This window comes from Pseudomonas sp. FEMGT703P (genome assembly GCF_002786345.1).
In the GTDB taxonomy this organism is placed as follows: Bacteria; Pseudomonadota; Gammaproteobacteria; order Pseudomonadales; family Pseudomonadaceae; genus Aquipseudomonas; species Aquipseudomonas peli.
Window position 1 is genome coordinate 323,678 of the sequence record NZ_PGCM01000010.1, and the last position, 23,311, is coordinate 346,988.

General features: G+C 61.3%; 19 protein-coding genes. 13 read left to right on the forward strand and 6 right to left on the reverse strand.

The genetic code is table 11. The features are described from left to right. The first annotated feature begins 37 nt into the window (after nucleotides 1-37). From kdpC to CUR33_RS15120, 4 genes are all read left to right on the forward strand, one after another. The gene (gene kdpC / locus CUR33_RS15105) at nucleotides 38-604 is read left to right on the forward strand and encodes a potassium-transporting ATPase subunit KdpC (RefSeq protein ID WP_289240176.1); all 567 of its coding nucleotides are present in this window, start codon (nucleotides 38-40) and stop codon (nucleotides 602-604) included. 5 nt (nucleotides 605-609) lie between these two features. After that, nucleotides 610-3,264, forward strand: a complete 2,655-nt coding sequence (locus CUR33_RS15110; protein WP_289240177.1) for a sensor histidine kinase — start codon at nucleotides 610-612, stop codon at nucleotides 3,262-3,264. 10 nt (nucleotides 3,265-3,274) lie between these two features. Then, on the forward strand, nucleotides 3,275-3,970 hold the full coding sequence (locus tag CUR33_RS15115) for a response regulator (RefSeq protein ID WP_289240178.1): 696 nt from the start codon (nucleotides 3,275-3,277) through the stop codon (nucleotides 3,968-3,970). Nucleotides 3,971-4,064: 94 nt separating this feature from the next. After that, nucleotides 4,065-5,438 carry a tetratricopeptide repeat protein gene (locus CUR33_RS15120; protein WP_289240179.1) on the forward strand — a complete coding sequence of 458 codons (1,374 nt, stop codon included), beginning with the start codon at nucleotides 4,065-4,067 and terminating at the stop codon, nucleotides 5,436-5,438. 9 nt (nucleotides 5,439-5,447) lie between these two features. Here the strand turns inward: CUR33_RS15120 and CUR33_RS15125 are convergent, their stop codons facing one another. Next, nucleotides 5,448-6,473, reverse strand: coding sequence for a patatin-like phospholipase family protein (locus CUR33_RS15125; protein WP_289240180.1), 1,026 nt, complete (start codon nucleotides 6,471-6,473; stop codon nucleotides 5,448-5,450). 232 nt (nucleotides 6,474-6,705) lie between these two features. Between CUR33_RS15125 and CUR33_RS15130 the strand changes: the two genes are divergently transcribed. Together CUR33_RS15130 and CUR33_RS15135 are read left to right on the forward strand one after the other, a co-directional pair. Then, on the forward strand, nucleotides 6,706-6,984 hold the full coding sequence (locus CUR33_RS15130; RefSeq protein ID WP_090253413.1) for a hypothetical protein: 279 nt from the start codon (nucleotides 6,706-6,708) through the stop codon (nucleotides 6,982-6,984). Further along, nucleotides 6,984-7,589, forward strand: a complete 606-nt coding sequence (locus CUR33_RS15135; protein WP_289240181.1) for a flavin reductase family protein — start codon at nucleotides 6,984-6,986, stop codon at nucleotides 7,587-7,589. The genes CUR33_RS15130 and CUR33_RS15135 overlap by 1 nt, the downstream gene beginning before the upstream one ends. On the opposite strand, the gene CUR33_RS15140 is transcribed toward CUR33_RS15135, so the two are convergent. Continuing rightward, nucleotides 7,586-10,270 (reverse strand): cation-transporting P-type ATPase, encoded by a 2,685-nt coding sequence (locus CUR33_RS15140; protein ID WP_289240182.1) that lies wholly within the window; start codon nucleotides 10,268-10,270, stop codon nucleotides 7,586-7,588. The genes CUR33_RS15135 and CUR33_RS15140 overlap by 4 nt on opposite strands. 169 nt (nucleotides 10,271-10,439) lie before the next feature. Between CUR33_RS15140 and CUR33_RS15145 the strand changes: the two genes are divergently transcribed. From CUR33_RS15145 to CUR33_RS15165, 5 genes are all read left to right on the forward strand, one after another. Next, nucleotides 10,440-11,357 (forward strand): AAA family ATPase, encoded by a 918-nt coding sequence (locus CUR33_RS15145; protein ID WP_090253419.1) that lies wholly within the window; start codon nucleotides 10,440-10,442, stop codon nucleotides 11,355-11,357. After that, nucleotides 11,354-12,310: a DUF58 domain-containing protein gene (locus CUR33_RS15150; protein ID WP_289240183.1), complete on the forward strand. Its 957-nt coding sequence runs from the start codon at nucleotides 11,354-11,356 to the stop codon at nucleotides 12,308-12,310. The genes CUR33_RS15145 and CUR33_RS15150 overlap by 4 nt, the downstream gene beginning before the upstream one ends. Beyond that, nucleotides 12,307-14,301, forward strand: coding sequence for a transglutaminase TgpA family protein (locus tag CUR33_RS15155; protein ID WP_289240184.1), 1,995 nt, complete (start codon nucleotides 12,307-12,309; stop codon nucleotides 14,299-14,301). The genes CUR33_RS15150 and CUR33_RS15155 overlap by 4 nt, the downstream gene beginning before the upstream one ends. Before the next feature lie 74 nt (nucleotides 14,302-14,375). Next, nucleotides 14,376-15,149, forward strand: a complete 774-nt coding sequence (locus CUR33_RS15160) for a CHAD domain-containing protein (RefSeq protein WP_289240185.1) — start codon at nucleotides 14,376-14,378, stop codon at nucleotides 15,147-15,149. 107 nt (nucleotides 15,150-15,256) lie between these two features. Beyond that, nucleotides 15,257-16,054 carry an acyl-CoA thioesterase gene (locus tag CUR33_RS15165; protein ID WP_090253431.1) on the forward strand — a complete coding sequence of 266 codons (798 nt, stop codon included), beginning with the start codon at nucleotides 15,257-15,259 and terminating at the stop codon, nucleotides 16,052-16,054. Nucleotides 16,055-16,108: 54 nt separating this feature from the next. Here CUR33_RS15165 and CUR33_RS15170 read toward each other — a convergent pair whose 3' ends face one another. Beyond that, nucleotides 16,109-17,575, reverse strand: coding sequence for a methyl-accepting chemotaxis protein (locus CUR33_RS15170; protein WP_289240186.1), 1,467 nt, complete (start codon nucleotides 17,573-17,575; stop codon nucleotides 16,109-16,111). A gap of 115 nt (nucleotides 17,576-17,690) precedes the next feature. Continuing rightward, nucleotides 17,691-18,509: a TatD family hydrolase gene (locus CUR33_RS15175; RefSeq protein ID WP_289240187.1), complete on the reverse strand. Its 819-nt coding sequence runs from the start codon at nucleotides 18,507-18,509 to the stop codon at nucleotides 17,691-17,693. A gap of 235 nt (nucleotides 18,510-18,744) precedes the next feature. Between CUR33_RS15175 and CUR33_RS15180 the strand changes: the two genes are divergently transcribed. Beyond that, nucleotides 18,745-20,130 carry an MltF family protein gene (locus CUR33_RS15180; protein ID WP_289240188.1) on the forward strand — a complete coding sequence of 462 codons (1,386 nt, stop codon included), beginning with the start codon at nucleotides 18,745-18,747 and terminating at the stop codon, nucleotides 20,128-20,130. A 126-nt stretch (nucleotides 20,131-20,256) separates the two neighbouring features. After that, on the forward strand, nucleotides 20,257-20,691 hold the full coding sequence (locus tag CUR33_RS15185) for a DoxX family protein (RefSeq protein ID WP_090253443.1): 435 nt from the start codon (nucleotides 20,257-20,259) through the stop codon (nucleotides 20,689-20,691). A 51-nt stretch (nucleotides 20,692-20,742) separates the two neighbouring features. Here CUR33_RS15185 and CUR33_RS15190 read toward each other — a convergent pair whose 3' ends face one another. Together CUR33_RS15190 and CUR33_RS15195 are read right to left on the reverse strand one after the other, a co-directional pair. Continuing rightward, complete coding sequence (locus CUR33_RS15190; RefSeq protein ID WP_289240189.1) at nucleotides 20,743-21,765, reverse strand: lipase secretion chaperone; 1,023 nt, start codon at nucleotides 21,763-21,765, stop codon at nucleotides 20,743-20,745. Nucleotides 21,766-21,846: 81 nt separating this feature from the next. Beyond that, entirely contained in the window at nucleotides 21,847-22,791 is a 945-nt protein-coding gene (locus tag CUR33_RS15195; protein WP_090253448.1) for a triacylglycerol lipase, read from the reverse strand. Nucleotides 22,792-23,311 lie beyond the last annotated feature (520 nt).

The following is a 23,311-nucleotide window of genomic DNA, read 5'->3' on the forward strand; positions in this document are numbered from 1 at the left end:
GGATTGCATCCGGCTACACAGAATCTGGAGATTCATCATGCTCAAACAAATCCGCCCAGCCATTAGCGTGCTGGCGTTTATGACCCTGGTCACCGGTGTGGTTTATCCGCTGACCGTTACCGGTGTGGCGCAACTGGCGTTCCCGGCGCAGGCCAATGGCAGCCTGTTGCACAATCAACAAGGCGACGTGCTCGGCAGTGCGTTATTGGCGCAACCCTTCGAGGGCGCGCAGTGGTTTCAGCCGCGCCTTTCAGCCGGTGGTTATGCCACCGTGGCCAGTGGAGCGAGCAACCTGGCACCGAGCAACCCGGCGTTGGCCGAGCGTATCGCCGCAGATGCCCAGCGCTTGCAGGCAGAAGGTCAGGGCGCAGTACCCATGCAGCTGGTGACCACCTCGGCCAGTGGCCTCGATCCGCATCTGTCGCCGGTAGCGGCGCAGTTTCAGATCGCCCGAATCGCCGCAGCACGTGGCATCCCAGCGGCCAGCCTGGAACGACTGATCGAACAGTACGTGGAAAAGCCACTGGTAGGGCCGGCAGTGGTCAATGTGCTGGCGCTGAACCTGGCGCTGGCCGACAATTCGCCTCCCGCAAAAGCTGAGTAACTTGCATGAGTGATGCCGTACGCGCCGATGCCCTGCTCGATGAGATGCCGCGAGAGGGTCGTGGCCGGCTAAAGGTCTTTCTCGGTGCGGCACCCGGCGTGGGTAAGACCTACGCCATGCTGCAGGCGGCGCAGGCGCAACTGCGCCAGGGCGTCGACCTGCGCGTGGGCGTGGTGGAAACCCACGGCCGCGCGGAAACCGAGGCCATGCTCACCGGCTTGCCGCAACAGCCGCAGCAGCGTCTGGAATACCGTGGCGTGGCGCTGAGCGAGATGGACCTCGACGGCATTCTGGCCAAGCCGCCAAAGCTGCTGCTTGTCGATGAGCTGGCGCATAGCAATGCCCCCGGTAGCCGCCACAGCAAACGTTGGCAGGATGTGCAGGAACTGCTGGATGCCGGCATCGACGTGTACACCACGGTCAACGTGCAGCACCTCGAAGCACTGAATGATCAGGTGCGCGATATCACCGGCGTGCAAGTGCGTGAAACCCTGCCGGATTGGGTGTTGCAGGAAGCCGACGAAATTCTGCTGATCGACCTGCCTCCGCGCGAGCTGCTGGAGCGCCTGCGTGAAGGCAAGGTGTATGTGCCGGAACAGGCGCGCGCCGCCATCGATGCATTTTTCAGCCAGACCAACCTCACCGCGTTGCGTGAACTGGCGATGCAGACGGCTGCTGCGCGGGTCGATGCGGACCTGAGTCGACGCTACCGCCAGCAAGGTCAGCAAGCGCCTGCGCTGCGTGGCCGCTTGCTGGTCGGCATTGACGGCGATGCTCAGGCCGAGCGCCTGGTGCGGCATGCCTGCCGGGTGGCCGAGCGCCGTCATCTGCCCTGGTCGGTGGTCTATGTGGACACCGGCGGTGAGCGTGATGAAACCCGTTTGAGTTACCTGCAGGGTGCGCAGCAATTGGCCGAGCGCCTGGGCGGCGAGGTGGTCAGCCTGCGCGGCAGCGAGGTGGCGAAAACCCTGATCGAGCATGCCCGCGAGCGCCGCGCCAGCCTTATTCTGGTCGGCCGCAGTCGGCAACGTCTACGACGTATCTGGCACCTCGGCCGGGGTCTGGCTGAGCGTTTGCTGCAACTGGGGCAGGGCCTGGAAATCAGCGTGCTGGATACCGAGGCGAGCAATGCCCCGGCCCTGTCGCGGCGCCGCCAGCCTGTAGTCTGGCGTGACTACCTGCTGGCCTTGCTGGCGACGCTGCTGGCCTCTGCCGTGGCGCTGGGTTTATCCCGTGTACTGGAGTTGCCGAATATCTCGCTGATTCTGCTGGCGGCGGTATTGGTGGTGGCGGTGCGCAGCAGCCTGGGCCCGGCCATGGCATGCGCGGGGCTGTCGTTTCTGGCGTACAACTTTCTGTTTATTCCGCCGACCCTGACCCTGACCATCGACCGTCAGCAAGACGTGCTGACCCTGCTGTTCTTTCTGCTGATGGCTGGCCTCACCGGTAACCTGGCAAGCCGCCAGCGTCAGCAATTGCAGGCCCTGCGTGAGACGCAGCGAGAAACCAGCGCCCTGCTGGAGTTGTCACGCAAGCTGACGGCGGCCACCGACCGCCAGGCGGTATTAGCGGCCGCCATGCAGCAGCTGGGGCTGTGGCAGGACGTCGAGGTTAGCTTGCTGTCGCGTAGCCCGGATGCACTCTGGAAGGTTGAGGCGGGGGCGCAGCGCCTGCTCACTGATCTGGAACGCGCGGCGGCGGACTGGTCCTGGCAGCACGATCAGCCCGCCGGACTGGGCACCGGTACTTTGCCGGACGGGCGCTGGTGGTGGTTGCCTTTGTCGGGCGAAGAGGGGCCGTTGTTGTTGCTCGGTATCAGCCCCAAGGACGGCAGAAGCTTACCTGCCGAGCGACGGCGTCTGCTTACGGCGTTGGGCCAGCCCTTGGCCCAGGCTCTTGAACGCGCGCAATTGGCGGAGGATCTGGAGGCCGCGCGTTTGCACGGGCAGACCGAGGAACTGCGCAGCGCGCTTCTGGCCTCGGTCTCCCATGACCTGCGCACGCCGCTGACCGCCATGCGCGGCTCGATCGACAGCCTGCTGGCGCTTGGCGAGCAGATTCCCCTGGCTGATCGCCGCGAGCTGTTGGAAGGCACCCGCGATGAGGCCGAGCGCCTCGACCGCTATATCCAGAACCTGCTGGACATGACCCGACTGGGCCACGGCGGGCTGAAACTGGCGCGTGACTGGGTGGCGCCGGCGGATATTGTCGCCAGTGCGACCCAGCGTCTGCGCCCGGTGTTGTCCGCCTTGCAGCTGGAGATACAGGTGCCGCAACAGCTGCCGCTGCTCTATGTGCATGCCGCGCTGATCGAACAGGCGTTGGTCAATGTGCTGGAGAATGCCGCGCGTTTTTCCCCGCCCCAGGGGCGTTTGCGCGTTGCAATCGAGGCGGATGCCGAAGAACTGCGCTTTAGTGTCAGTGACCAGGGGCCGGGTATTCCCGAGCATGAGCGCACGAAAATTTTCGATATGTTCTACACCGCCGCCCGGGGAGATCGCGGCGGGCAGGGTACTGGTCTGGGCCTGGCGATCTGTCAGGGCATGCTCGGCGCCCATGGCGGTCGGGTGACTGTGGGCGAAGGGCTGGATGGCCTGGGCGCAAGCCTGACCCTGCACCTGCCGTTGCACACGCAGCCGCAGATGGAAGAAGAACAGTGATGGATAGCCGATGAGCCAAAACCCCGCGACCATTCTGGTTATCGATGACGAAGCGCAGATTCGCAAATTCCTGCGCATCAGCCTTACGGCCCAGGGCTACAAGGTGCTGGAAGGCGCTACGGGGCAGGAAGGTCTGGCCCAGGCCGCGCTGGGTAAACCGGACCTGGTGGTGCTCGACCTCGGCCTGCCGGATATGGACGGCCAACAGGTGCTGCGTGAGCTGCGCGCGTGGTCGCATGTGCCGGTACTGGTGTTGTCGGTGCGCGCCAGCGAGGGCGAAAAGGTCCTCGCGCTGGATGGCGGCGCCAATGATTACGTGACCAAACCCTTTGGCATTCAGGAATTCCTCGCTCGTGTGCGCGTGTTGCTGCGCCTGGCCGGCGGTGTGGAGCAGGCCAGCGCGGCGGTCAGCAGCGGCCCGTTACAGGTGGATTTTGCCTACCGCCGGGTCAGCCTCGATGGCGTCGAGGTCAGCCTGACCCGTAAGGAATACGCGGTGCTGGCGCAACTGGCGCGGCATATCGGCCGGGTGGTGACTCAGCAGCAACTGCTCAAAGACATCTGGGGCCCGACCCATGGCGAGGACAGCCACTACCTGCGCGTGGTGGTCGGCCACCTACGGCAGAAACTCGGCGACGACCCCACCGCGCCGCGTTTTATCGTTACCGAGGCGGGTGTCGGCTATCGCCTGCGTGAGGCATTGTGAACGGCCATTCGCATTCTGGCGTCGCGCTAGACGGCCTTCTGGAGCCTGCATAGACTGCGCCGCAAATTGATCTGCACGCGTCTCAGGAGCTGTCATGAATCGCAAGGGTGTCGCTGTTGCCGCATTGTTGGGAACCTTGGGCTTGCCGCTGTATGGACAGGCGTCCGATTATGCCGAAATCAGTCGGCAGGCCGAGCAAAAAGCGCGTTGGGGCTCGCTGGCTGCAGCCATCTCTGCGTATCGCCAGGTACTGGCCAACGCTGATCTACAGGCATCGCACAATCAGGCCCGCCTGCGTCTGGCGCGCCTGTATCTCGACAGCTTTGATTACCCCGCAGCCCGCAGTGAACTGGCGCAACTGATCGCGACCGCGCCTGACAGTGAAGAGGCCAAGCAGGCGCGCAAGCTGCAGCGCAAAGCAGCGAGCAAGACCAAAGCGCACAGTTACGGTGGCAAAGTGCAGTTTGCCTTGGTCCATGACACCGATACGGCCAATGCCTCTGCCGGCAGCCCGGTCAGTGAACCGTCATTTAATGATGATGACGATGAAGACCTCGACGACGAAGACGGCGATTTTGACGAAGATGACGACTTTGCTGATGCCGACTTTGACGATGATCTGCTCGAAGACGTGGACCTGGACGAAGACGACCTCGACGATGATGAGGATCTGGACGACGAGGATGACGACGCAGGTGATACTGAAGTAACTGCCAAACCCAAGCGTTCTGTGCATGACAATCGTCGTCAAGCGTCTGCTGCGTTACGTTACTCCTATGGCCTGAATGAGCGCGGCGATCGCTGGAATCTGGCTGGCAATTTCAGTCATGCCCGCCAGGACGACCAGGACACCCTGAACCGAGAGACGATTGCGCTTTCCACTGGCCCAGTTCTTCTGGTGCCAGACTGGCGTTTGAAGGTCAATCCATCGGTTACTTACCTGCAGCTGTACAAAGATCACCGCTATGACGTTTCCAGTACCATCTGGTCATTGGGCGTCAGCCACAAGCTCAATCGCGTGCTGGAGCTAGGGGTGCGCTACAACTACGAAAACCGTGACCTCAACAGCGAGAACACGCCAGACGTTGAAGTCGATACGCTCAAGTTTTCCGTCAAGTTCAAACCCACAAGCCATGACAGCTTCGACCTAAGTTATTCCCCCAAGGTCGAGGACAATGACCAGCGAAAGAAAGACAAGGATCAGGGCGGCTGGAAAGTGGCGTATGCACGCAAATTACCCTGGGACAGTTTTGCCGGCATCGCCTATACCCGTCGGCATACCGACTATGGCAATGACCCCAAGGGTAAAGAAGAGGATGAAGACAAGTACGCCCTTACACTGGGCCATAAACTGACCAAGGACCTGCTGGTTGCCGTCAGTTATGAGCACAAGGAAAAGGACTCCAACCAGGTCGACAAGGACAAGAACAACGAGAGCACCTCGTTGAGCCTGTCCTATCGCTTCTGACCCTGGACCTCAGTTATCCCCGCGTTCGTACTTATCCAGCGTATCGCGGGCGATCTGCCGGCCAAGCATGATCAGCTCCGGCGCCTTGTAGAATTCGAAGAAGCGGCATACCCGCTTGGGCACGTTGATCAGGATGTCCGGCGGGTAGCCGGCGATCTTGTACTGGGCCAAGGATGTCTGCATCACCTCAAAGCTCTGGTTGATCAGTTCCAGCAGTGAGGCCGGGCCGCTGAGGTCGGCCACCCGCGAGCCGCTGGCGGATTTCGGTGCGGCGGGTTTGTCCAGGTTGCCACGGGCATTCTGCTGCCAGGGGTTGATGGCTTCGGGCTGCAGCGGTTTGCTGTTGTCCTCCAGCAGAAGCAGCTCATCGTCTTCGCCGGGTTTGCGTTTGAACGAGGGCAGGCGTGAGCCGAGCGAGCTCATCAATAGATCAAAGCGGCCCTTGAGCGCCGGCGCGCGTTCGATGATCGGCAGTTCGTAGTGCTGCTGGTTGGTCGAGTTGAGGTTGACCGCAATGATCAGATCGCAGTGGCTGGACACCACCGGTACGATGGGCAGCGGGTTGAGCAGGCCGCCATCGACCAGCATGCGCTTGCCCTGTACCACTGGGGTGAACAGGCTAGGAATCGCCGCTGAGGCGCGCATGGCCTGGTGCAGGCAGCCTTCCTGGAACCAGATTTCCTGTTGGTTGGTCAGGTCGGTGGCCACGGCTGTAAAGGGGATGGGTAGCTCTTCGATATTGATCTCGCCGACTATTTCGCGAATCTTGCCGAAGACCTTTTCACCGCGAATCGCCCCCAAACGAAAGCTCACATCGAGCAGGCGCAGCACGTCCAGATAATCCAGGCTCTGCGTCCATTCGCGGTACTCATTGAGTTTGCCGGCGGCGTAGATGCCGCCCACCACCGCGCCCATGGAGCAACCAGCGATACAGGCGATTTCATAGCCACGGGCTTCCAGCTCCTCGATCACGCCGATGTGCGCATAACCACGCGCACCACCGGAGCCCAGTACCAGCGCAATGCGCTTACTCATCCTGATGTTCCTCGTAACTATTAATGCAGCGAACATACGCGCCGTGCCGCACGCCGCCAAGGCGTGATTTGCTAGTATCCACGGCATTCGGACCTAAGTGCGACGGCAATTGGAGGCGTTGGCACTTTTGTCTGTTTTGCACGTCTTACTGCCTGTATTGATGCATCGCAATGAGTCGGGCGATGTGTCTTTATACCGGGTGAAACGTATGTCTCTTTGCAGGAGTTACCAGATGAAACTGTTGATCGTGTTGCCCATGTTGCTGTTGGTGCTAAGCGGTTGTGCGGGAAAAACGGCCTATCGCACCAGCTGCGCCAATCAGCTGGACGCCGCCTGGCGCGAGTTGGATCTGGCCAAGGCCGAAGGGTTTGCCGGTACGGTGAGTTATTCCAAGGCGGTGTCGCTGCTGACTGCGGCGAAAACTCAGCAGCAGTTCGAGGGCTACAAGGGCTGTACGGCGAAGTCCGAGCGCGCCCGTTTCTATATCCGTGAGTCGCGAGCTGGCCGCTGATGCAACTGGATTTCAACGCGCTTGAACCGCTCGAACGCTACCGCTGGTTGGCCTCGACTATCACGCCTCGACCGATTGCCTGGGTTTCCAGCGTATCGGCCGACGGGGTCAGCAACCTGGCGCCGTTTAGCTTCTTTCAGGTGATCAGCGATGACCCGCCAACCCTGATGGTCAACGTTAATCACCGCGCCGATGGCGGCCTCAAGGACACGCTGCTGAATGTGCAGGCCAGCGGCGAGCTGGTGATTCAGCTGGTGTCCTTCGCCCAGGCCGAGGCGATGAATGCCAGTGCGGCGGTGCTGCCCTATGGCATCAGCGAGTTCGAGCAGTGCGGTATCGCCAGCCTGCCCTCGCAGCGGGTGGCGCCGCCTCGGGTAGCCGGCGCGGCAGTGGCCTTTGAATGCCGGGTGGCGCAGATCCAAGCCTACCCAGCAGATAAGCCCAATTGCCATCTGATCTTCGCCGAAGTGCTGTTGGCGCATATCGACGATGCGGTGCTCAACGAGCAGGGCCGTATCGACAGCAGTCAGCTCGACCTGATTGGACGTCTCGGCGGTAGTGGTTATACCCGCACCTTGCAGCGCTTTGAGTTGCAACGCCCCTAGGGGCGTTGCCGCCGCAACAGCCACTTCTCCGCTTCAACACAGACGCATATCCCCAGCGCTACCAGCAGGCACCAACCCCAGGCATATGCTGGCAGGGCAGCAGTGGCGAAGACCTGCTGCATCGCCGGCCAGTAGGTGAGCAGCAGTTGCAGGCTGAGCAACAGGCCGGCCATGCTCCAGATCATCGGATTATCGCGTAGGCCGAAGTTCGCCGACCCTTCTAGGCGACGGCTGCTGAATAGGTAGCCGATTTCGCAGGCAACCACTGCGTTGACCGCCAGGGTGCGGCTGCTTTCAAGGCTCCAGCCAAGAGTCTGGGTGTAGAGGAATAGGCCCAGGCTGGCCAGGGTCATCAACGCTCCGATAAACAGCACGCGCCAGAGCAGATGGCGGCTGAGCAGATTGACCTTGGGATCGCGTGGCGGGCGGCGCATCAGGTCGGCTTCTGCCGGCTCAAACGCCAGGGCCAGCGCCAGGGTCACGGCGGTGATCATATTGATCCAGAGAATCTGCAGCGGAGTGATCGGCAAGGTCAGGCCCAGGGCGATGGCCGCCAGCAGGATCATCGCTTCGCCGCCATTGGTGGGCAGGATAAACAGGATGGTTTTCTTCAGGTTGTCATAGACCGTGCGGCCTTCCTCGACCGCATGGGCGATGGTGGCGAAGTTGTCGTCGGCCAATACCATTTGCGCGGCTTCCTTGGCCGCCTCAGTGCCCTTGATGCCCATGGCGATGCCGATGTCTGCGCGTTTCAGGGCCGGCGCGTCGTTGACCCCGTCGCCGGTCATGGCCACCCGCGCACCGCAGGCTTGCAGGCGTTCAACCAGGCGCAGTTTGTGCGCTGGGTTGGTGCGGGCGAACACGCTGGTGGCGGGTAGCAACTGATCGAGTTGGCTGTCGCTGAGGCTGTCGAGATCGGCCCCGGTCAGCGGTTTGCCATCCTCCAGGCCAAGGCGCTGGGCAATGGCGCTGGCGGTGCCGGCATGGTCGCCGGTGATCATCTTTACCGCGATACCTGCGCTGTGGCAGTCGGCGATGGCAGCAATGGCTTCCTCGCGCGGTGGATCGAGCATACCGACCAGACCGAGCAGCACGTAATCGCCGTCCAGGTCCTGATAGTCGAGACTCTGCTGCGGTTCGCCGAGCGGCCGAATGGCCAGGCCGAGCATGCGCAGCCCCTGGCGGGCGCCGCTGTCTAGGGCCTGGTGCCAGTGGCGTGGGTCGAGCGGTTCGGGATGGCCGTCGCGCCATTGGCGGTTGCAGGCTTCGAGCAGGCGTTCCGGGGCGCCGATCATATAGATCAGGCCATGGTGGGCATGATCATGGTGCAGGCTGGCGGTGCAGCGTTGCTCGGAGCTGAAGGGGATGGCATCGACCTGCGGCAGATTACGCGCTTCATGCTGCAGCTCTAGGCCGACTTTGCCGGCCAGGGTCAGCAGGGCGGCTTCGGTGGGGTCGCCGGTGATGCACCAGCCGTTCTCGCCGCTGCGCAGGCTGGCGTTATTGGCCAGCAGGCCGGCACGGGCCAGCTCGCGCAGGTCGTCAGCGGCGTCCAGTTGGCACAGCTGGCCGTCATCGCAGTGAATGCTGCCCTGCGGGGCATAGCCGACGCCCTCGACGCGGTAATGATGTGCGGCGGTAAATACTTGCTGCACGGTCATCTCGTTGCGCGTCAGGGTGCCGGTTTTGTCTGAGCAGATCACCGTGACCGCACCGAGGCTTTCCACCGCTGGCAGATGGCGAATGATCGCCCGGCGCTTGGCCATGCGCTGCACGCCGAGGGCGAGGATGATCGTCAGCACCGCCGGCAGGCCTTCCGGAATGGCAGCCACCGCCAGGCTGACTGCGGCCAGCAGCATGTCCTCTGCGCTGTACCCCCGCAGCAGCACGCCAAAGGCAAAGGTCAGCAGCGCCAGGGCAAGAATGCCCAGGGTCAGGTGGCGAGCAAACTTAGCCATATCGACCAGCAGCGGAGTTTGCAGGCTAACCACGTTTTCCAGCATGTGGCTGATCTTGCCCAGCTCGGTCTGCTTGGCCGTGGCCACCACCACGCCCGCAGCGCTGCCGGCATTCACCAGTGTGCCGGAATAGGCCATGCTGCGGCGGTCGGCCAGGCTGGCCGAGGCGGCTACGGCGTCGTGGTGTTTATCCACGGGTAGGGATTCACCGGTCAGCGCGGCCTCGTCAATGCGCAGATCACGGGTCTCCAGCAGGCGCAGGTCAGCAGGCACGCGGTCGCCGGCCTCCAGCAGCACCCAGTCGCCGGGCACCAGTTGTTCGGCGGCAATGCTGTGCACCTGGCCGTTACGGCGTACCCGGCTTTCCAGGCTGAGCATCTGCTGAATCGCCAGCATGGCGTGCTGGGCTTTGCCTTCCTGGACAAAACCGACCAGGGCGTTGATCAGCACCACGGCAAAGATCACCGCACTGTCGAGCCATTCGCCCAGCAAGAGAGTAAGCAGGCAAGCGCCGAGCAGGACGTAGATCAGCAGGTTGTGAAACTGCAGCGCAAAGCGCTTAAACGGCCCGTTGGCCTGTGGCTGTGTCAGCAGGTTGGGACCATGCTCGCTGAGGCGTTGGGCGGCGTCGGAACTGTCCAGACCTTGGGCACTGCTGTTGAGGTTCTGCAGGCTTTGTTGCCCTGGCTGGGCGTGCCAGTCATGACCTGATGGCGCTTGCATTCAATGTGCTCCAGCGCTGTTCGGGTCTTTAGCCTAAACACCACAAACGAGGTGGGTGTTAGCTTGGATCAATTGAATGGCTCACAAGTTCGTCAGTAAAGATTTCCAGCCGCTATGCCGTGGCAACGCGGCGCAGTAGCATCGTCAACCGGTCTTAAAGGAGTGATACATGCGCGCCAAACTGGAAACTGTGCTGCAGACGGTCAATCACGTGCTTCTGGGCAAGGAACCGCAGGTGCGTCTGGCGCTGACCTGCCTGTTGGCCCAGGGCCATCTGCTGATCGAGGACTTGCCCGGCATGGGCAAAACCACCCTCAGCCATGCCCTGGCCAAGGTACTGGGCTTGAGTTTTCAGCGCATACAGTTCACCTCCGACCTGCTGCCAGGTGACATCCTCGGCACCTCAGTTTTCGACAAGGACACCGGGCAATTTATCTTCCACCCGGGGCCGATTTTCGCCGAGCTGGTGCTGGCCGATGAGATCAACCGCGCCACGCCGAAAAGCCAGAGTGCGCTGCTTGAAGCCATGGAGGAGGGTCAGGTGACTATCGAAGGTGCGACTCGGCCGCTGCCGGAGCCGTTCTTTGTAATTGCCACGCAGAACCCTGTCAGTCAGGGTGGCACTTTCGCCTTGCCTGAGTCGCAGCTGGATCGCTTTTTGATGCGTCTATCGCTTGGCTACCCAGGCAAGGCGGCGGAAAAGGCCCTGCTGCTTGGCGACTCACGGCGTTCGCTGTTGCCGACGCTGCCGGCACTGCTGGATCACGCTGAACTGGCTCTGCTGCAGGCCGAAGTACCGAAAGTGCGCGCCAGCGATGCATTGATCGACTACGTGTTGCGCCTGGTCGATGCCACCCGCACCCAGCCGCAATTCGCCTGGGGCCTGTCGCCTCGGGCCAGCCTGGCGCTGCTTGCGGCTGCGAAAGCCTGGGCCTTCCTCGCCGGGCGAGATTACGTGATTCCAGAAGATGTGCAGGCCGTGCTGCCGTCAGTGGTCGGCCATCGCCTGCGTGAGCGCGCGGACCCGGCCGGGCATGGTGCCGGTAGCCTGGTGCAGTGGTTGCTGCGAGAGGTGCCGGCGCTTTGATCGCCCAGCTCCGACCGCGCTGGAACCGCTGGCTGGCTCGGCGCATTCCGGCAGCCAGCAGCGTACGCCTGAACCAGCGGCGGATCTTTATCATCCCCAGCCGGGTTGGCGCGGCCTTTATGCTGGCGCTGCTGTTGATGTTGCTGGCGGCGATCAACTATCAGAACAGCTTGGCCTATGGCCTGACCTTCCTGCTGGCCTCGGTGTTTGTAGTCGCCATTCTGCACACCTACCGCAACCTGGCCGGGCTGATCCTCAAGGCTGGCAGTGCGCCGGCAGTATTTGTTGGCGAGCCTGCCGGTTTTCGCGTGCGCCTGGCAAGCAGTCAGCGGCCTCATCATGCCGTCAGCCTGGGTTGGCCACCGGCCGAATTGCAGACGCTGGATGTGCCAGCCGAAGGCGTAAGTGAAAGCCAGCTAAACCTGCCAGCGTTGCAGCGCGGTTGGCTACGGCCCGGTCGACTGCGGGTCGAGAGCCGTTTCCCACTGGGGATTCTGGTGGCCTGGAGCTGGGTCGATCTGGATCAGCGCGTACTGGTTTATCCGCGTCCCTTGCCCGGTGATCTGCCGCTGTCCGCCGGCGCCAGTGAGGATCAGGACGAGGAGGGCAGTCGGCCCCACGGTCAGGGCGTGGATGATTATCAGGGGCTGAAGACTTATCAGCCGGGCGACTCCAAGCGTCGCTTGCACTGGAAAGCCTATTCCCGTGGCCAGGGTTTGCTGGTCAAGGATTTTGCCTCGATCACCGGGCGTGACCTGCACCTGGATTTCGATGCATTAGCCGGTGATGTTGAAACCCGTCTGTCGCTGCTTTGCCATTGGGTGCTGCAGCTGTCCGAGCGTCAGCAACCCTTTGCCCTGAGCCTGCCAGGCCAGGTGCTGGGCGCCGATAGTGGCGAGTTGCACCGGGATGCCTGCTTGCGCGCTCTGGCGCTATTCGGGCGTGCGCCATGAGTCGAGTTACGACGATTCCTCGGATCAGCCTGACCTGGCTGCTGGTGGCACAGGTGCTGGTGATCCTTCCGCATCTGACGCATTTACCGTTGTGGATTATTGGTCTGTGGCTGGGCAGTGCGGCCTGGCGTATTCAAATTTTCCGCATGCGTGCGCGTTACCCGAATGCCTGGGCCAAGGGCGGTTTGATGCTGGCCGCAGCGCTCGGGGTGTTTCTTTCCCGCGGCAGCCTGATTGGGCTGGATGCCGGGGTGGTGCTGCTGATTGCGGCGTTCGTGCTCAAGCTGCTGGAGATGCGCACGCGGCGTGATGCATTGGTGCTGATTTTTCTCGGCTTCTTTGTTGTGGTCACCGCCTACCTGTTCGATGACAGCATGCTGATGGCGTTCTACAGCTTGTTGCCGGTTACCGCCTTGCTCGCTGCGCTGATTGGTTTGCAGCAGAGCAGTCTGGCCACCCAGCCCTGGCCGACCGCACGCTTGGCCGGGGGACTGCTGCTGCAGGCGCTGCCGGTGATGCTGCTGCTGTTTGTGTTCTTCCCGCGCATGGGCCCTCTGTGGTCATTGCCGGTGCCGAATGACAAGGCCACTACCGGGCTTTCGGACAGCATGGCCCCGGCGGATATCGCCGATCTAAGTCGCTCCGCGGCGCTGGCGTTTCGCGCCAGTTTCAACGGTGAAACCCCGCCGCGCAGTGAGTTGTACTGGCGTGCGCTGACTCTGGATAGTTTCGACGGGCGGCGTTGGTCGCAATCCAATTACGCCGAGTTTGGCCCTGGCGCGCAGTGGCAGAAACGTGGTGAGGCGCTGAGTTACAGCATCGTGATGCAGCCGAGTACACAGCGCTGGCTATTTGCCTTGGATGTGGCGGAAACCACTTTGGAGCAGACCCGGCAGATGAGCGATTTCCGTCTGCAGCGTCGGCAGCCGGTGGATCGCTCACTGATCTATCAGGCCACCTCCTGGCCGCAGGCGCTACGCGAGCCTAAGCCGTCTCAGGAAGCCCTGCGCCGCGCCCTGCAGTTACCGGATCAAGGCGAGCCACGCAGCCGCGCTTGGGCTGAGCAGCTCAAGCGCGAGCATGCGCAGCCCGAATTGTTGGTGCAGGCACTGCTTAGCCACTTCAACCGCGAGCCCTTTGCTTACACCCTGACTCCGCCAACGTTAGGGGTGAATAATATTGATGATTTCCTGTTTGAAACCCGTAGTGGCTTCTGTGCGCATTACGCCGGAGCAATGACCTACGTGCTGCGCGCTGCGGGCATCCCGGCGCGAGTAGTGGCGGGTTATCAGGGCGGCGAATACAACCCGGCGGGTAACTATGTGCAGGTGCGCCAGTTTGATGCCCATGCCTGGGTTGAGTACTGGCAGGAAGGACGGGGTTGGGTCAGTGTCGATCCGACCTTCCAGGTGGCGCCCGAGCGGATCGACATGGGCCTGGAAGAGGCCCTGGTAGATGAGCAGAGTTTTCTCGAAGACTCGCCTTTTTCGCCGTTGCGCTATCGCAACCTCAGTTGGCTGAATGAGTTGCGCCTGGCCTGGGACAATATCAATTACGGCTGGCAACGCTGGGTGTTGGGCTACCAGAGTCAGCAGCAGCTGGAGTTTCTTCAGCGTTGGCTGGGGCGGGTGGATGCCCAGTCGCTGGTGATCGGCCTGGTAGGTGGTGGGGCGCTGCTGCTTGGTTTGCTATCACTTTGGCTGTTCAAGCCATGGCAGCGTGAACGTGATGTGCAGCAGCGGCTATTCCGTCGTTTTGAGGGTTTGTTGGCGCGCCATGGCGTGCCGCGTAAACCCGGCGAAGGTCCGCGCGACTATGCCATGCGGGCATCCCAACTGATGCCAGCTCAGGCGCAAGCGATTAACGATTTTGCGGCGGCCTTCGAGGCGCAGCGTTATGCCGGGCAAGAACCCTCTACCCTGCAGTTGCGCCTGCACCTGAAGGCCCTCAGGCGCGCGCTGCCTTGGCGGCTTACTCGCCTGGAACCTTAGTACCGCGACCATTGGCCACTTGTGGCTAATCAATAAGCGCATAGTCTGGGTAGTGATTTCACAGGAGTGAGGCAATGCAGGGCTTGATTGATGAGGTGCCACGACACGTACTGCGTATTCAGATGCGCTTGTTTGCCTGTCGTGAACGGCTGCGGGTGACCACCGATGGCGAGGCCCTGCACGATCTGCGTATTGCCTTGCGCCAGTTGCGCAGCTTGCTGCGGCCGTTATCTTCGGTCGCCGCCTGTGAGGCGTTGCAGCTGCGGGCGGCAGAGCTGGGCCGCTTGACCGGTCCGCTGCGCGACCTTGAAGTGCTGCAGGACTATCTGCAACAGCAAGGGCTCGATAGCGCCGCGAAATCTCGGCTACCACTGTTACAGCAGGGCTACCTGCAGCTGTTGGACTGCGCGCCGTTGGCCCATCTGCTTACTGCTTTGGATGACTGGCCGTGGCAATGGCGTCAGGCGGCTAGCAACGGACAGCTGCGTGGTTTGGACAAGTTGATCAAGCAACGCTTGCGCAAGGATCGCAAGCGCCTGAAGCAGGCACTGCTTGATCCTGCACATGACCGCCATCGCCTGCGCTTGCTGGTCAAGCGTCTGCGTTATGCCGCCGAGGCCTATCCGCAGCTGGCCGGTTTTTCCGGTCGTCTGCGCCTGCAGCTTAAACAGGCGCAATCAGCGCTGGGTGATTGGCATGACCACTGGCAATGGTTGCAGTGCGCCGAAGCCGAAGCAGATTTGCAACCGTGCGTAGCGGTTTGGCGGGCGGCGATGCTCGACGCCGAGCAGCAAGCTGATCTGGCCTTGCAGGCACTGGCCACAGGTTTTGCGCGCGCTGACGACTGAGTTGGCAGAAAAGTCGTTAAACCTTCGGCGTGTTTGGCCGAAATGTCGTGTCATTCGCTGGCGTCTTTGCCCTAAGATCACCTGCATCTTCAGTGTTCGAGGTGCTTATGGGCTTTTCCGAATTACTCCAGGCGGTGCGTGACAACCCTCAAGCGGTGCGGATTCCTGCTGCATGGGGACAAGGCCGTGCCAGTTTCGGCGGTTTGGTGGCGGCGCTGGCCTATGAGGCCATGCGTGCTCAGGTGCCAAGCGGGCGCCCGCCACGCTCTCTGGCGATTACCTTTGTTGGCCCTGCGGCGCCTGACGTACCCGTGTGCTTTGAGGTGGAAGTGCTGCGTGAAGGCAAGGCCGTCAGCCAGGTATTGGGGCGGGCAATCCAAGATGGGCAAGTGGTGACTATCGTCCAGGGTAGCTTCGGTGCTGGGCGCGACTCGCGTATTGCCGTGTCGGCAGAGCCGGCACCGGAGGCCAAGGCCGTGGAAGCCTGCCAGGAAATGCCGTATATCCCCACTGTAACCCCTGAGTTCACCCGTTTTCTGGCCATGCGCTGGGCGTTTGGTGGTTTGCCTTTCACCAATAATCCGTCGCGGGACATGGGCGGCTGGGTGCGTCTACGTGATCAGGAAGCGGTCGAGGTGGTCACTGAGGCTCACCTGCTGGCCTTGGTGGATGCGTGGCCGCCTGCGGTTTTGCCACACCTGAGTGCGCCAGCGCCCGGTAGTACGTTGACCTGGACGATTGAGTTTGTGCAGCCAATGACGGCGCTGACGACGCAGGACTGGTGTCTGTACCGGGCGCATATCGAGCATGCCCGCGATGGCTACGGCCATGTGGCCGCAGCAATGTGGAGCGCCAAAGGGGAGTTGCTGGCCATCAGCCGGCAGACGGTGGCGGTTTTCGGTTAAGCGCTGACTAAGGCCGTTGCAGTGGAGTGCTGCAACGGCTGAATTGCCCGCTCTTCACAGCTTGAGCTGACGAATGGCAGTGTTCAGTGAACCGGCCAAATTGGCCAGGTTGGCACTGGTTAGCGCCGATTCCCCCGTTTGGCTGACGGTTTGTTCGGTCACGTCGCGGATGCGGATCACCGCGCGGTTCATTTCTTCAGCCACTTGGCTCTGCTGTTCCGCCGCCACGGCAATCTGCGTATTGCTTTCACGCATATGCGCCACCGACTCGGTGATGGCCACCAGCGCCTGGCCGGCTTCACCGGCCTGTTTGACGCATTCATCGGCTTTGATCGAACTGTCCTGCATAAAGTCCACGGCATCACGGGTGCCGCTTTGCAGGGTATTGATCATTTGGGTGATCACATCGGTGGAGTCCTGCACCCGTCTAGCCAGGTTGCGCACTTCATCTGCTACCACGGCAAAGCCGCGCCCCATTTCACCGGCACGGGCGGCTTCAATGGCAGCGTTCAAGGCGAGCAGGTTGGTCTGTTCGGCAATGCCATGGATTTCACTGACCACGCCACCGATCTTCTGGCTGTCGGCGGCCAGCTTTTCGATCATCTGCGCGGTTTGCTGCACGCCGCTGGACAGCCCGGAAATCGACAGACTCACGCGGTTGACTGCCTGCTGGCCGCTGTGCGCCAGGTGTTCGGCATTCTTGGACTGGTCACGGGTATCGGCGGTGTGTTCGGCAATGTGATGCACGGTGGCGGACATCTGATTGATTGCCGTAGCCGCTTGCTCCGTTTCGCTTTGCTGTTCGAGCATGCCCTGGCGTACATCGCGCATATTACCGGCCAAGCGTTCGGCACCTTCATCCAGCTGCGCTGCTGACTGGGCAACGATGCCAACAACACGCTGGTAGCCCGCCTGCATGGCATTAAAGGCACTGGCCATCTGGCCCACTTCATCTTTGCTGTCGAGTGGCACACGGGCGCTGAGGTCGCCGCTTTTTTCCACCTGCAGCATCACATCCTTGAGGGTGTTGAGGTGGCTGAGCAGAAAGCGAATCAGCAACTGCGAGGCCGCCAGCAACAGCAGCATCAAGAGCGCAACGACCAGGGCATAGCTCGGTGCACGGTCGAAAAACACGTCGGGCAGGCTTGGCGCCGAGGCGGTGATGGCCAGGCGCTGACCGTCTTCACGGACGATGACTTCGGCACCAATCAGACCCTCACTGCCATTCAAATCGACCCAGCCGCGGGCGTTGGCCAGGGCGCTGCCCTGATTGTCCGGCAGGCGTGGAGTCTGGCCGGCCGCAACGCTCAGCAGGTTGCTCGCGCTTGGCAGGGCCTGATCCTGCGGCCATTGGCTTAATAGTCGGGCCTGCTGCTGTGCGGCCTGCTTGGCGGCGGTGTGGTGCACCTGCTGCTCCAGCTGCAGCGCATAGAGCACCAACAGCAGCGTGGTAAAGAAGGCCACGGCATTTACGGCCCAGAATTTGTACTTCAGGGAAAGGTCGCTGATCCAATGGCCCATGCAGGTGTCTCTGTGTGAGGTGAAGGCTTGGCAAAGTGCCAGTAGTGTCGGTCAACGACACTGCGGCGCTATTGATCCTTATCAACAAGCTAGCACTCACTGCGCTACTCAGGGTTCAGTCGGTCGTACCCTTTGGGGTGGGCAGGTTGAAGAAGGCCCGGGCTGTAGCGCTGGTATGGGCCGCCAAAACCTGTTCGGTTTCACCGCGGTGCAACGCCACTTCACGCAACACCTCAACCAGAAAGGCCGGCTCGTTACGACCGTTCTTCGGCTTCGGGCGCAGGCTGCGTGGCAGCAGGAACGGCGCATCACTTTCCAGCATCAGGCGGCCGCGGGGGATTTCCTTGACCAGCGGATGCAGGTTACTGCCGCGGCGCTCGTCGCAGATCCAACCGGTGATGCCGATGTGCAGGTCCATATCCAGGAAGTTGAACAGCGCGCGCTTCTCCCCGGTGAAACAATGCACCACGGCCGCCGGCAGCTGGTCGCGGAAGTGCCGCAGGATCGCCAGCAGGCGCTCGTCGGCATCGCGTTCATGCAGGAATACCGGCAGTTGCAGTTCTACCGCCAGGGCTAACTGCTGCTCCAACACCTGTTCCTGTTGTGGCCGTGGTGAAAAATCGCGATTGAAGTCCAGCCCGCATTCGCCCACCGCGCGCACTCTGGGATCTTCCAGTAAAGCCTTGAGCTGCGCATGGCTGTCGCTGTTCCAGCTGCTAGCGTCGTGGGGGTGAATACCGGCAGTGCTGAACAAATGTTCGGCGCTGTCATCCAACTGTCGGCACAGCTCTAGGGCGTGTTGGCTTTCCGTCAGACTGGTGCCGGTTAACAGCATTTGCTGGACGCCCGCCGCATAGGCGCGAGCGAGGAGTGCTTCGCGTTGTTCAGCAAAGCTTGGGTGAGTCAGATTGACGCCGATGTCGATGAGTTGCATGGTGCTACCTGCTGAATTGATTGGGCAGCATAGCAGAGCTTTTTTAATAGATTAAAAGCTAATAAATACAGCAACTTAAAGCTTATACGTGATGTTGTATGTGATTGTCGGCTGGCGTCTGAGTGCGGGCTGTGCGAACCTCCGCGCCCCGCGCGAGGGGTCAGTTGACTTGTCTGCAGCCTGTTTAACCGGGTGGCGGTGCTGATCTTTCGGCCGATTCTGCCCTGGAGCCTTGATGTCGCGAGTGCTGCTCATCTGCTGCCTATTGCTGCTGTCTTGCACGGCGGTAGCGCGCGTGGCTGGCCCGCTGGAAGTCGAGCAGCCTAAGGCGGTTCGCGACCTGGCGAGTATTCGCAGCAGCGGCGAGTTGCGCGTGCTGGTCAACCAGAGCCGCAACAGCTCGGGTGAAGTCAAAGGCCAGAGCATTGGTGTTGAATATCAACGTATGCGCGCCTTCGAGCAGTACCTCAATCGCAACTCGCGGGATGGCCGCACACTCAAGCTGAAGATCATTCCGCGCGCCAAGGACCAATTGCTGGCCGCCCTGCAGCGGGGCGAAGGCGATCTGGTCGCGCCTGGCGAACTATTGAATATGCCGCGCGGCAGTAACCTCAGCGCCAGTGCGGCGATCCGCAGCAACGTGCCAGTGATCATCGTTGCCAAACAGGGTAACCGGCGTTATCAGAACCTCGAACAGCTGTCTGGACGCAGTTTGGCATTGCCTGCAGGCAGTGTGGCGGGTGAGGCGGTACGGGCGCTCAATCAGCGGCTGATCGACAGCAAACGCTCACCGATTGTCGTCGAGTGGGTTGACCCGAGCTTGGCGGTCGAGGACGTGTTGGAAATGGTCCAGGCTGGAATCTTCAGTGTCACCGCAGTCGAGCAACCGATTGCTGAACGTTGGGCCAAGGTGATGCCTAAGTTGCGCCTGGACCGCCACCTGCCATTGGCCAGCGACGGTGACATGCGCTGGTATGTGCGTCGCGACACCCCCATGCTTGGCGCCAGTATCGACCGCTTCCTCAAGGGCTACCGTGATCCCGCGGATTTAGATGCCGCGTTCCAGCGCGTCTATCGGCGGCTGTACAAAGTGCATTATCCGCTGGGCCGTACCGAGCGTCAGCGCCTGGAAAAGGTCCGTCCGGTGCTACAACGCTATGCGACCCAGCATGATTTCGATTGGTTGGCGCTGGCTGCCGTGGCCTTTAAGGAATCGACCCTTAACCCCGCCGCCCGAGGTGCGGGCGGTGCCACCGGTCTGATGCAGATCACCCCGGCGGCGGCACGCAGTGTTGGCGTGAGCAATATAGGCGTGCTGGATAACAACGTGCAGGCCAGCGCCAAGTACCTGGCGATGATTCGTCGCAACTACTTCAACAGCCCACAGCTCAACGAGCGTGAGCGCATGGCCTTTATCCTGGCGGGCTACAACCTGGGCCCGCAACGGGTGCAGAGCTTGCGGGCTGAAGCGCGTCGGCGTGGCCTAAATCCTAACCAGTGGTTCTTCCAGGTCGAACGGGTGGCGATGGAGCAGATGGGCATGGGCGTGGTCAGCTATGTGAATAGCGTGAATAAGTACTACCTTGCTTATGACCGTGAGCGCTATCTGCTTGAACCCTAGCGCGCAGGTTGAGAATGTTGATTTATTAATTTATTCGATATTTTAAAGCGATTTTATGCGCTTTAAATATTGGTTAATTGGTTTAATCTTTGTTCCATCAACCCCTCACTACAAGGATTGCTGCACATGAACGCTCTGATTAAATCTGTTGTTGCAACTCAAGCTGGCTATGGCCTTACCGTGCTGCGCATCATCGCCGGCATTACCTTTGCCGCCCACGGTGCGCAGAAGCTGTTTGGCTGGTTTGGCGGTTACGGCCTGGAAGGCGTAGGGCAGTGGATGGAAAGCATCGGTCTGGCGCCAGGCTACTTGTTGGCACTGATGGCCGGTAGCGCCGAGTTCTTTGGTGGCATTGCCTTGATTATCGGTCTGCTGGCGCGCCCAGCTGCAGCGGTACTGGCAGTGACCATGGTGGTGGCGATTGCCACTGTGCACCTGGCCAATGGTTTCTTCATGAGCAACAACGGTTATGAGTTTGCCCTGGCACTCTTGGCGATCAGCGTAGCAATCCTGATTGAAGGCGCTGGCAAACTGTCCCTGGACAAGCGCATCGCTGGTTAATCGACACGGCAGCAGCCAGTAAAAAGCCCACTTCGGTGGGCTTTTTGCGTTTCAGGGTTGGGGTTTGTTCTGCGTCGCCAGCTGTTCGGCAGCTTCCAGGCGCAGCTGTTCACGCTCATCGAAGTTCTCTGCGGCCAGCTGGGCAATGGCGGCGCGTTTGTCGCTGGCGCTCATGCCTGGGTTGTTTTCGATGGCGGCTTTTTCAGTGCTGTACTGGGCAATGCGTTTTTTCCAGGTTTGCCGCTGCTGATCGAGCACTTCGAGGCGCTGGGTGGCTTCGGCGCCGACCAGTTGCTGACGCAGCTGGCGGATCTGTTCCGGTTTGGCGCCGGCCGCCTGCAGTCGCGCGGTTTGCTGGCGCAGCTCGTTCTGCAGTTGCGGCAGCACGGTGTCCTGCATCTCGGCAGGCAGATTGTTGCGCAGTTGATCGACGGCGGCGGCTTTGCCGGTATCGTCCAGCTGGCTGTTCTGCAGAATCGCCAGGCGTTGCAGGGTGAATTGGTTGTAGGCCTCTTCGCGGGCGAAGAATGCTTGCTGCGTTTCACTGTCGAAAATCCGCGCGCGCAGTGCCTGCACGGCGGCCTCGCGCTGACGCAGGGCATCCAGATTAGCCATCTGCGGCAGGTCGCGTTCGAGCAGTACCAACTCGCGCTTATAGTCGAGGTACTGGTTGAGCAGAACCAGGGCCTGCTCACGGGCATTGGCCGGCAGTTCTGCGGCGATATAGGCACGCAGCCGCTCGACGCTGGTACGCAGCGGTTCTTCACCGGCTGCGGCAAGGAAATAATCGAAGATGCGCCGGATGTCTTCGCTGATCAGCAGGTTGCCGTTAGCGTCCAGACGAAAGACGCCATCCACTGTGGTGCCGCCGAATGAAGCGGGCAGTTTTTTTAGTGGCGCGACTTGGGTCTGCATGCCGATCTGGCTTGGTGTAGCCGATGGCGTATCACTGCGTTGAATTGGCTGTGGCGCATCGTCATTGAGCTGCGCGGGAATATCCACGGGCTGCAGGTACAGCGCGAGAGCCAGGCAGGCGGCGAACAAAAGCGGGGAGAGCAGCAGAAATTTTTTCACAGGCACTCTTCAGGCGGACAGGCGAGTTCGGCGAAACGGACAACAGCACCAGAGGCTGCACGGCAGCCCCTGGTGAAGCCGTTACAGGCCGTCGTTTTTCAGGCGGTTGGCATGTTGGCGGTAGACCGTGACCGGGTCCGTTTCAAACAGGCTGGTCAGGCCGAGGGTCTGGTTGACCTCATCGAGGTGGTTCATCCGGTAGTTATCGCGGATTACCTTGCCCATGCGCGAGCTGCAGCGGCCAACCAGGCCGTCGTTGGCTTCGCCATTGAAGGTTAGCGCGGTGGCGCCCAGCAGCAGGTCGCTCGGGTCGATGATATTGGTCACCGGGCTGGTACCACTCCAGGAGTAGTAGCGCACGCCATTGACGCTGTAAGCACCTTCACCGCAGGCGGTGGTTGGAATCCCCTGTGGGAACTTGGCGTTGAAACGCGCTGCACCCTGGCTGTTAAGAGATTCCAGCGATCCAAGTGCGTTCTGCGGGGTGGTGCTCGAACTGCCAGAGAGGAAGTTGATCAATGTGCCGAGGCCATTGACGATACCCGATAGCAGGGTTTCTCCAGCTGAACCCGGCGGTACCTGGCGGATAAAGTCGGCGGTGGCCGAGCCTTTATGCGGTGCACCGACGCTGGTGGCGGAGGCAATCAGGTTTGGTTTGACGGCAGCGACGTAGCGGATGGTCGGTCCGCCATGGCTATGGCCAATCAGATTGACCTTGGGCTTGCCGCTGATGGCGACAATCTCTTCCACCTGATCCAGCAGTTCTTCGCCGCGTGCTTCCGAGGTGTTCAGTTGGCTGACTTCTGTGATGTACACGCTGGCACCGTCGCGCCGCAGCGCGGCAGGAATGCCGTACCAGTAGTCGACGCCCAGGATACTGTCGAAGCCGAGCATACCGTGGGCCAGTACAACCGGGTACTTGGTCTGGGTGTAGCCGGAGGAGCCGAACCAGAAAGCATGGGTGTTGCCAGAGGCCAGCAAGCCGGCGCCCAGGCAGAGGGCGAGCAGGGTTTTATTGTTGTTCATTGGTGCTCTCGCTAGGGTTTATCGGGCAGTTCAAGGCAATCCATGCAGCCAAAACGCCCATCCCGTGGCGCGTACATCAGCCCAAGGGTATTGGCAGAAACCATGCCAGCCCCCATAAAGAGTCATGCAGCCGTCTACCACGGGTGCTGCATCGACTGTGAACACATTTCGGCATGGGGGCACGACTGCGGGTTTGTTACGGGGTGAAACGACGTATGCCTGGATTCAGGCCCCATATGGCAGAGCTGCGGTCTGCGCACCGTTGGCAAAAGGCCCGGTTGGCAGGCTGATGAGTGCGGTCACCAACCAAAGGTTGGGGTGGTTGGGTCGGGGCGTGGTTGCACACCTTGACAGTGCTGCGCGGGCTTCTCTAGGATGCCGACTCATGCGCCGATTTAAACAGCTACTTGCGGGGCGCCGGGTTAACTGCTGATTGCAGTGCCCTGAGAAGCACTCTTCGGAGGCTTTGAAATTCCGCTAAAGCGCTGGTTCGGTGTCGCCTCTCACCGCTGCCCAGCGG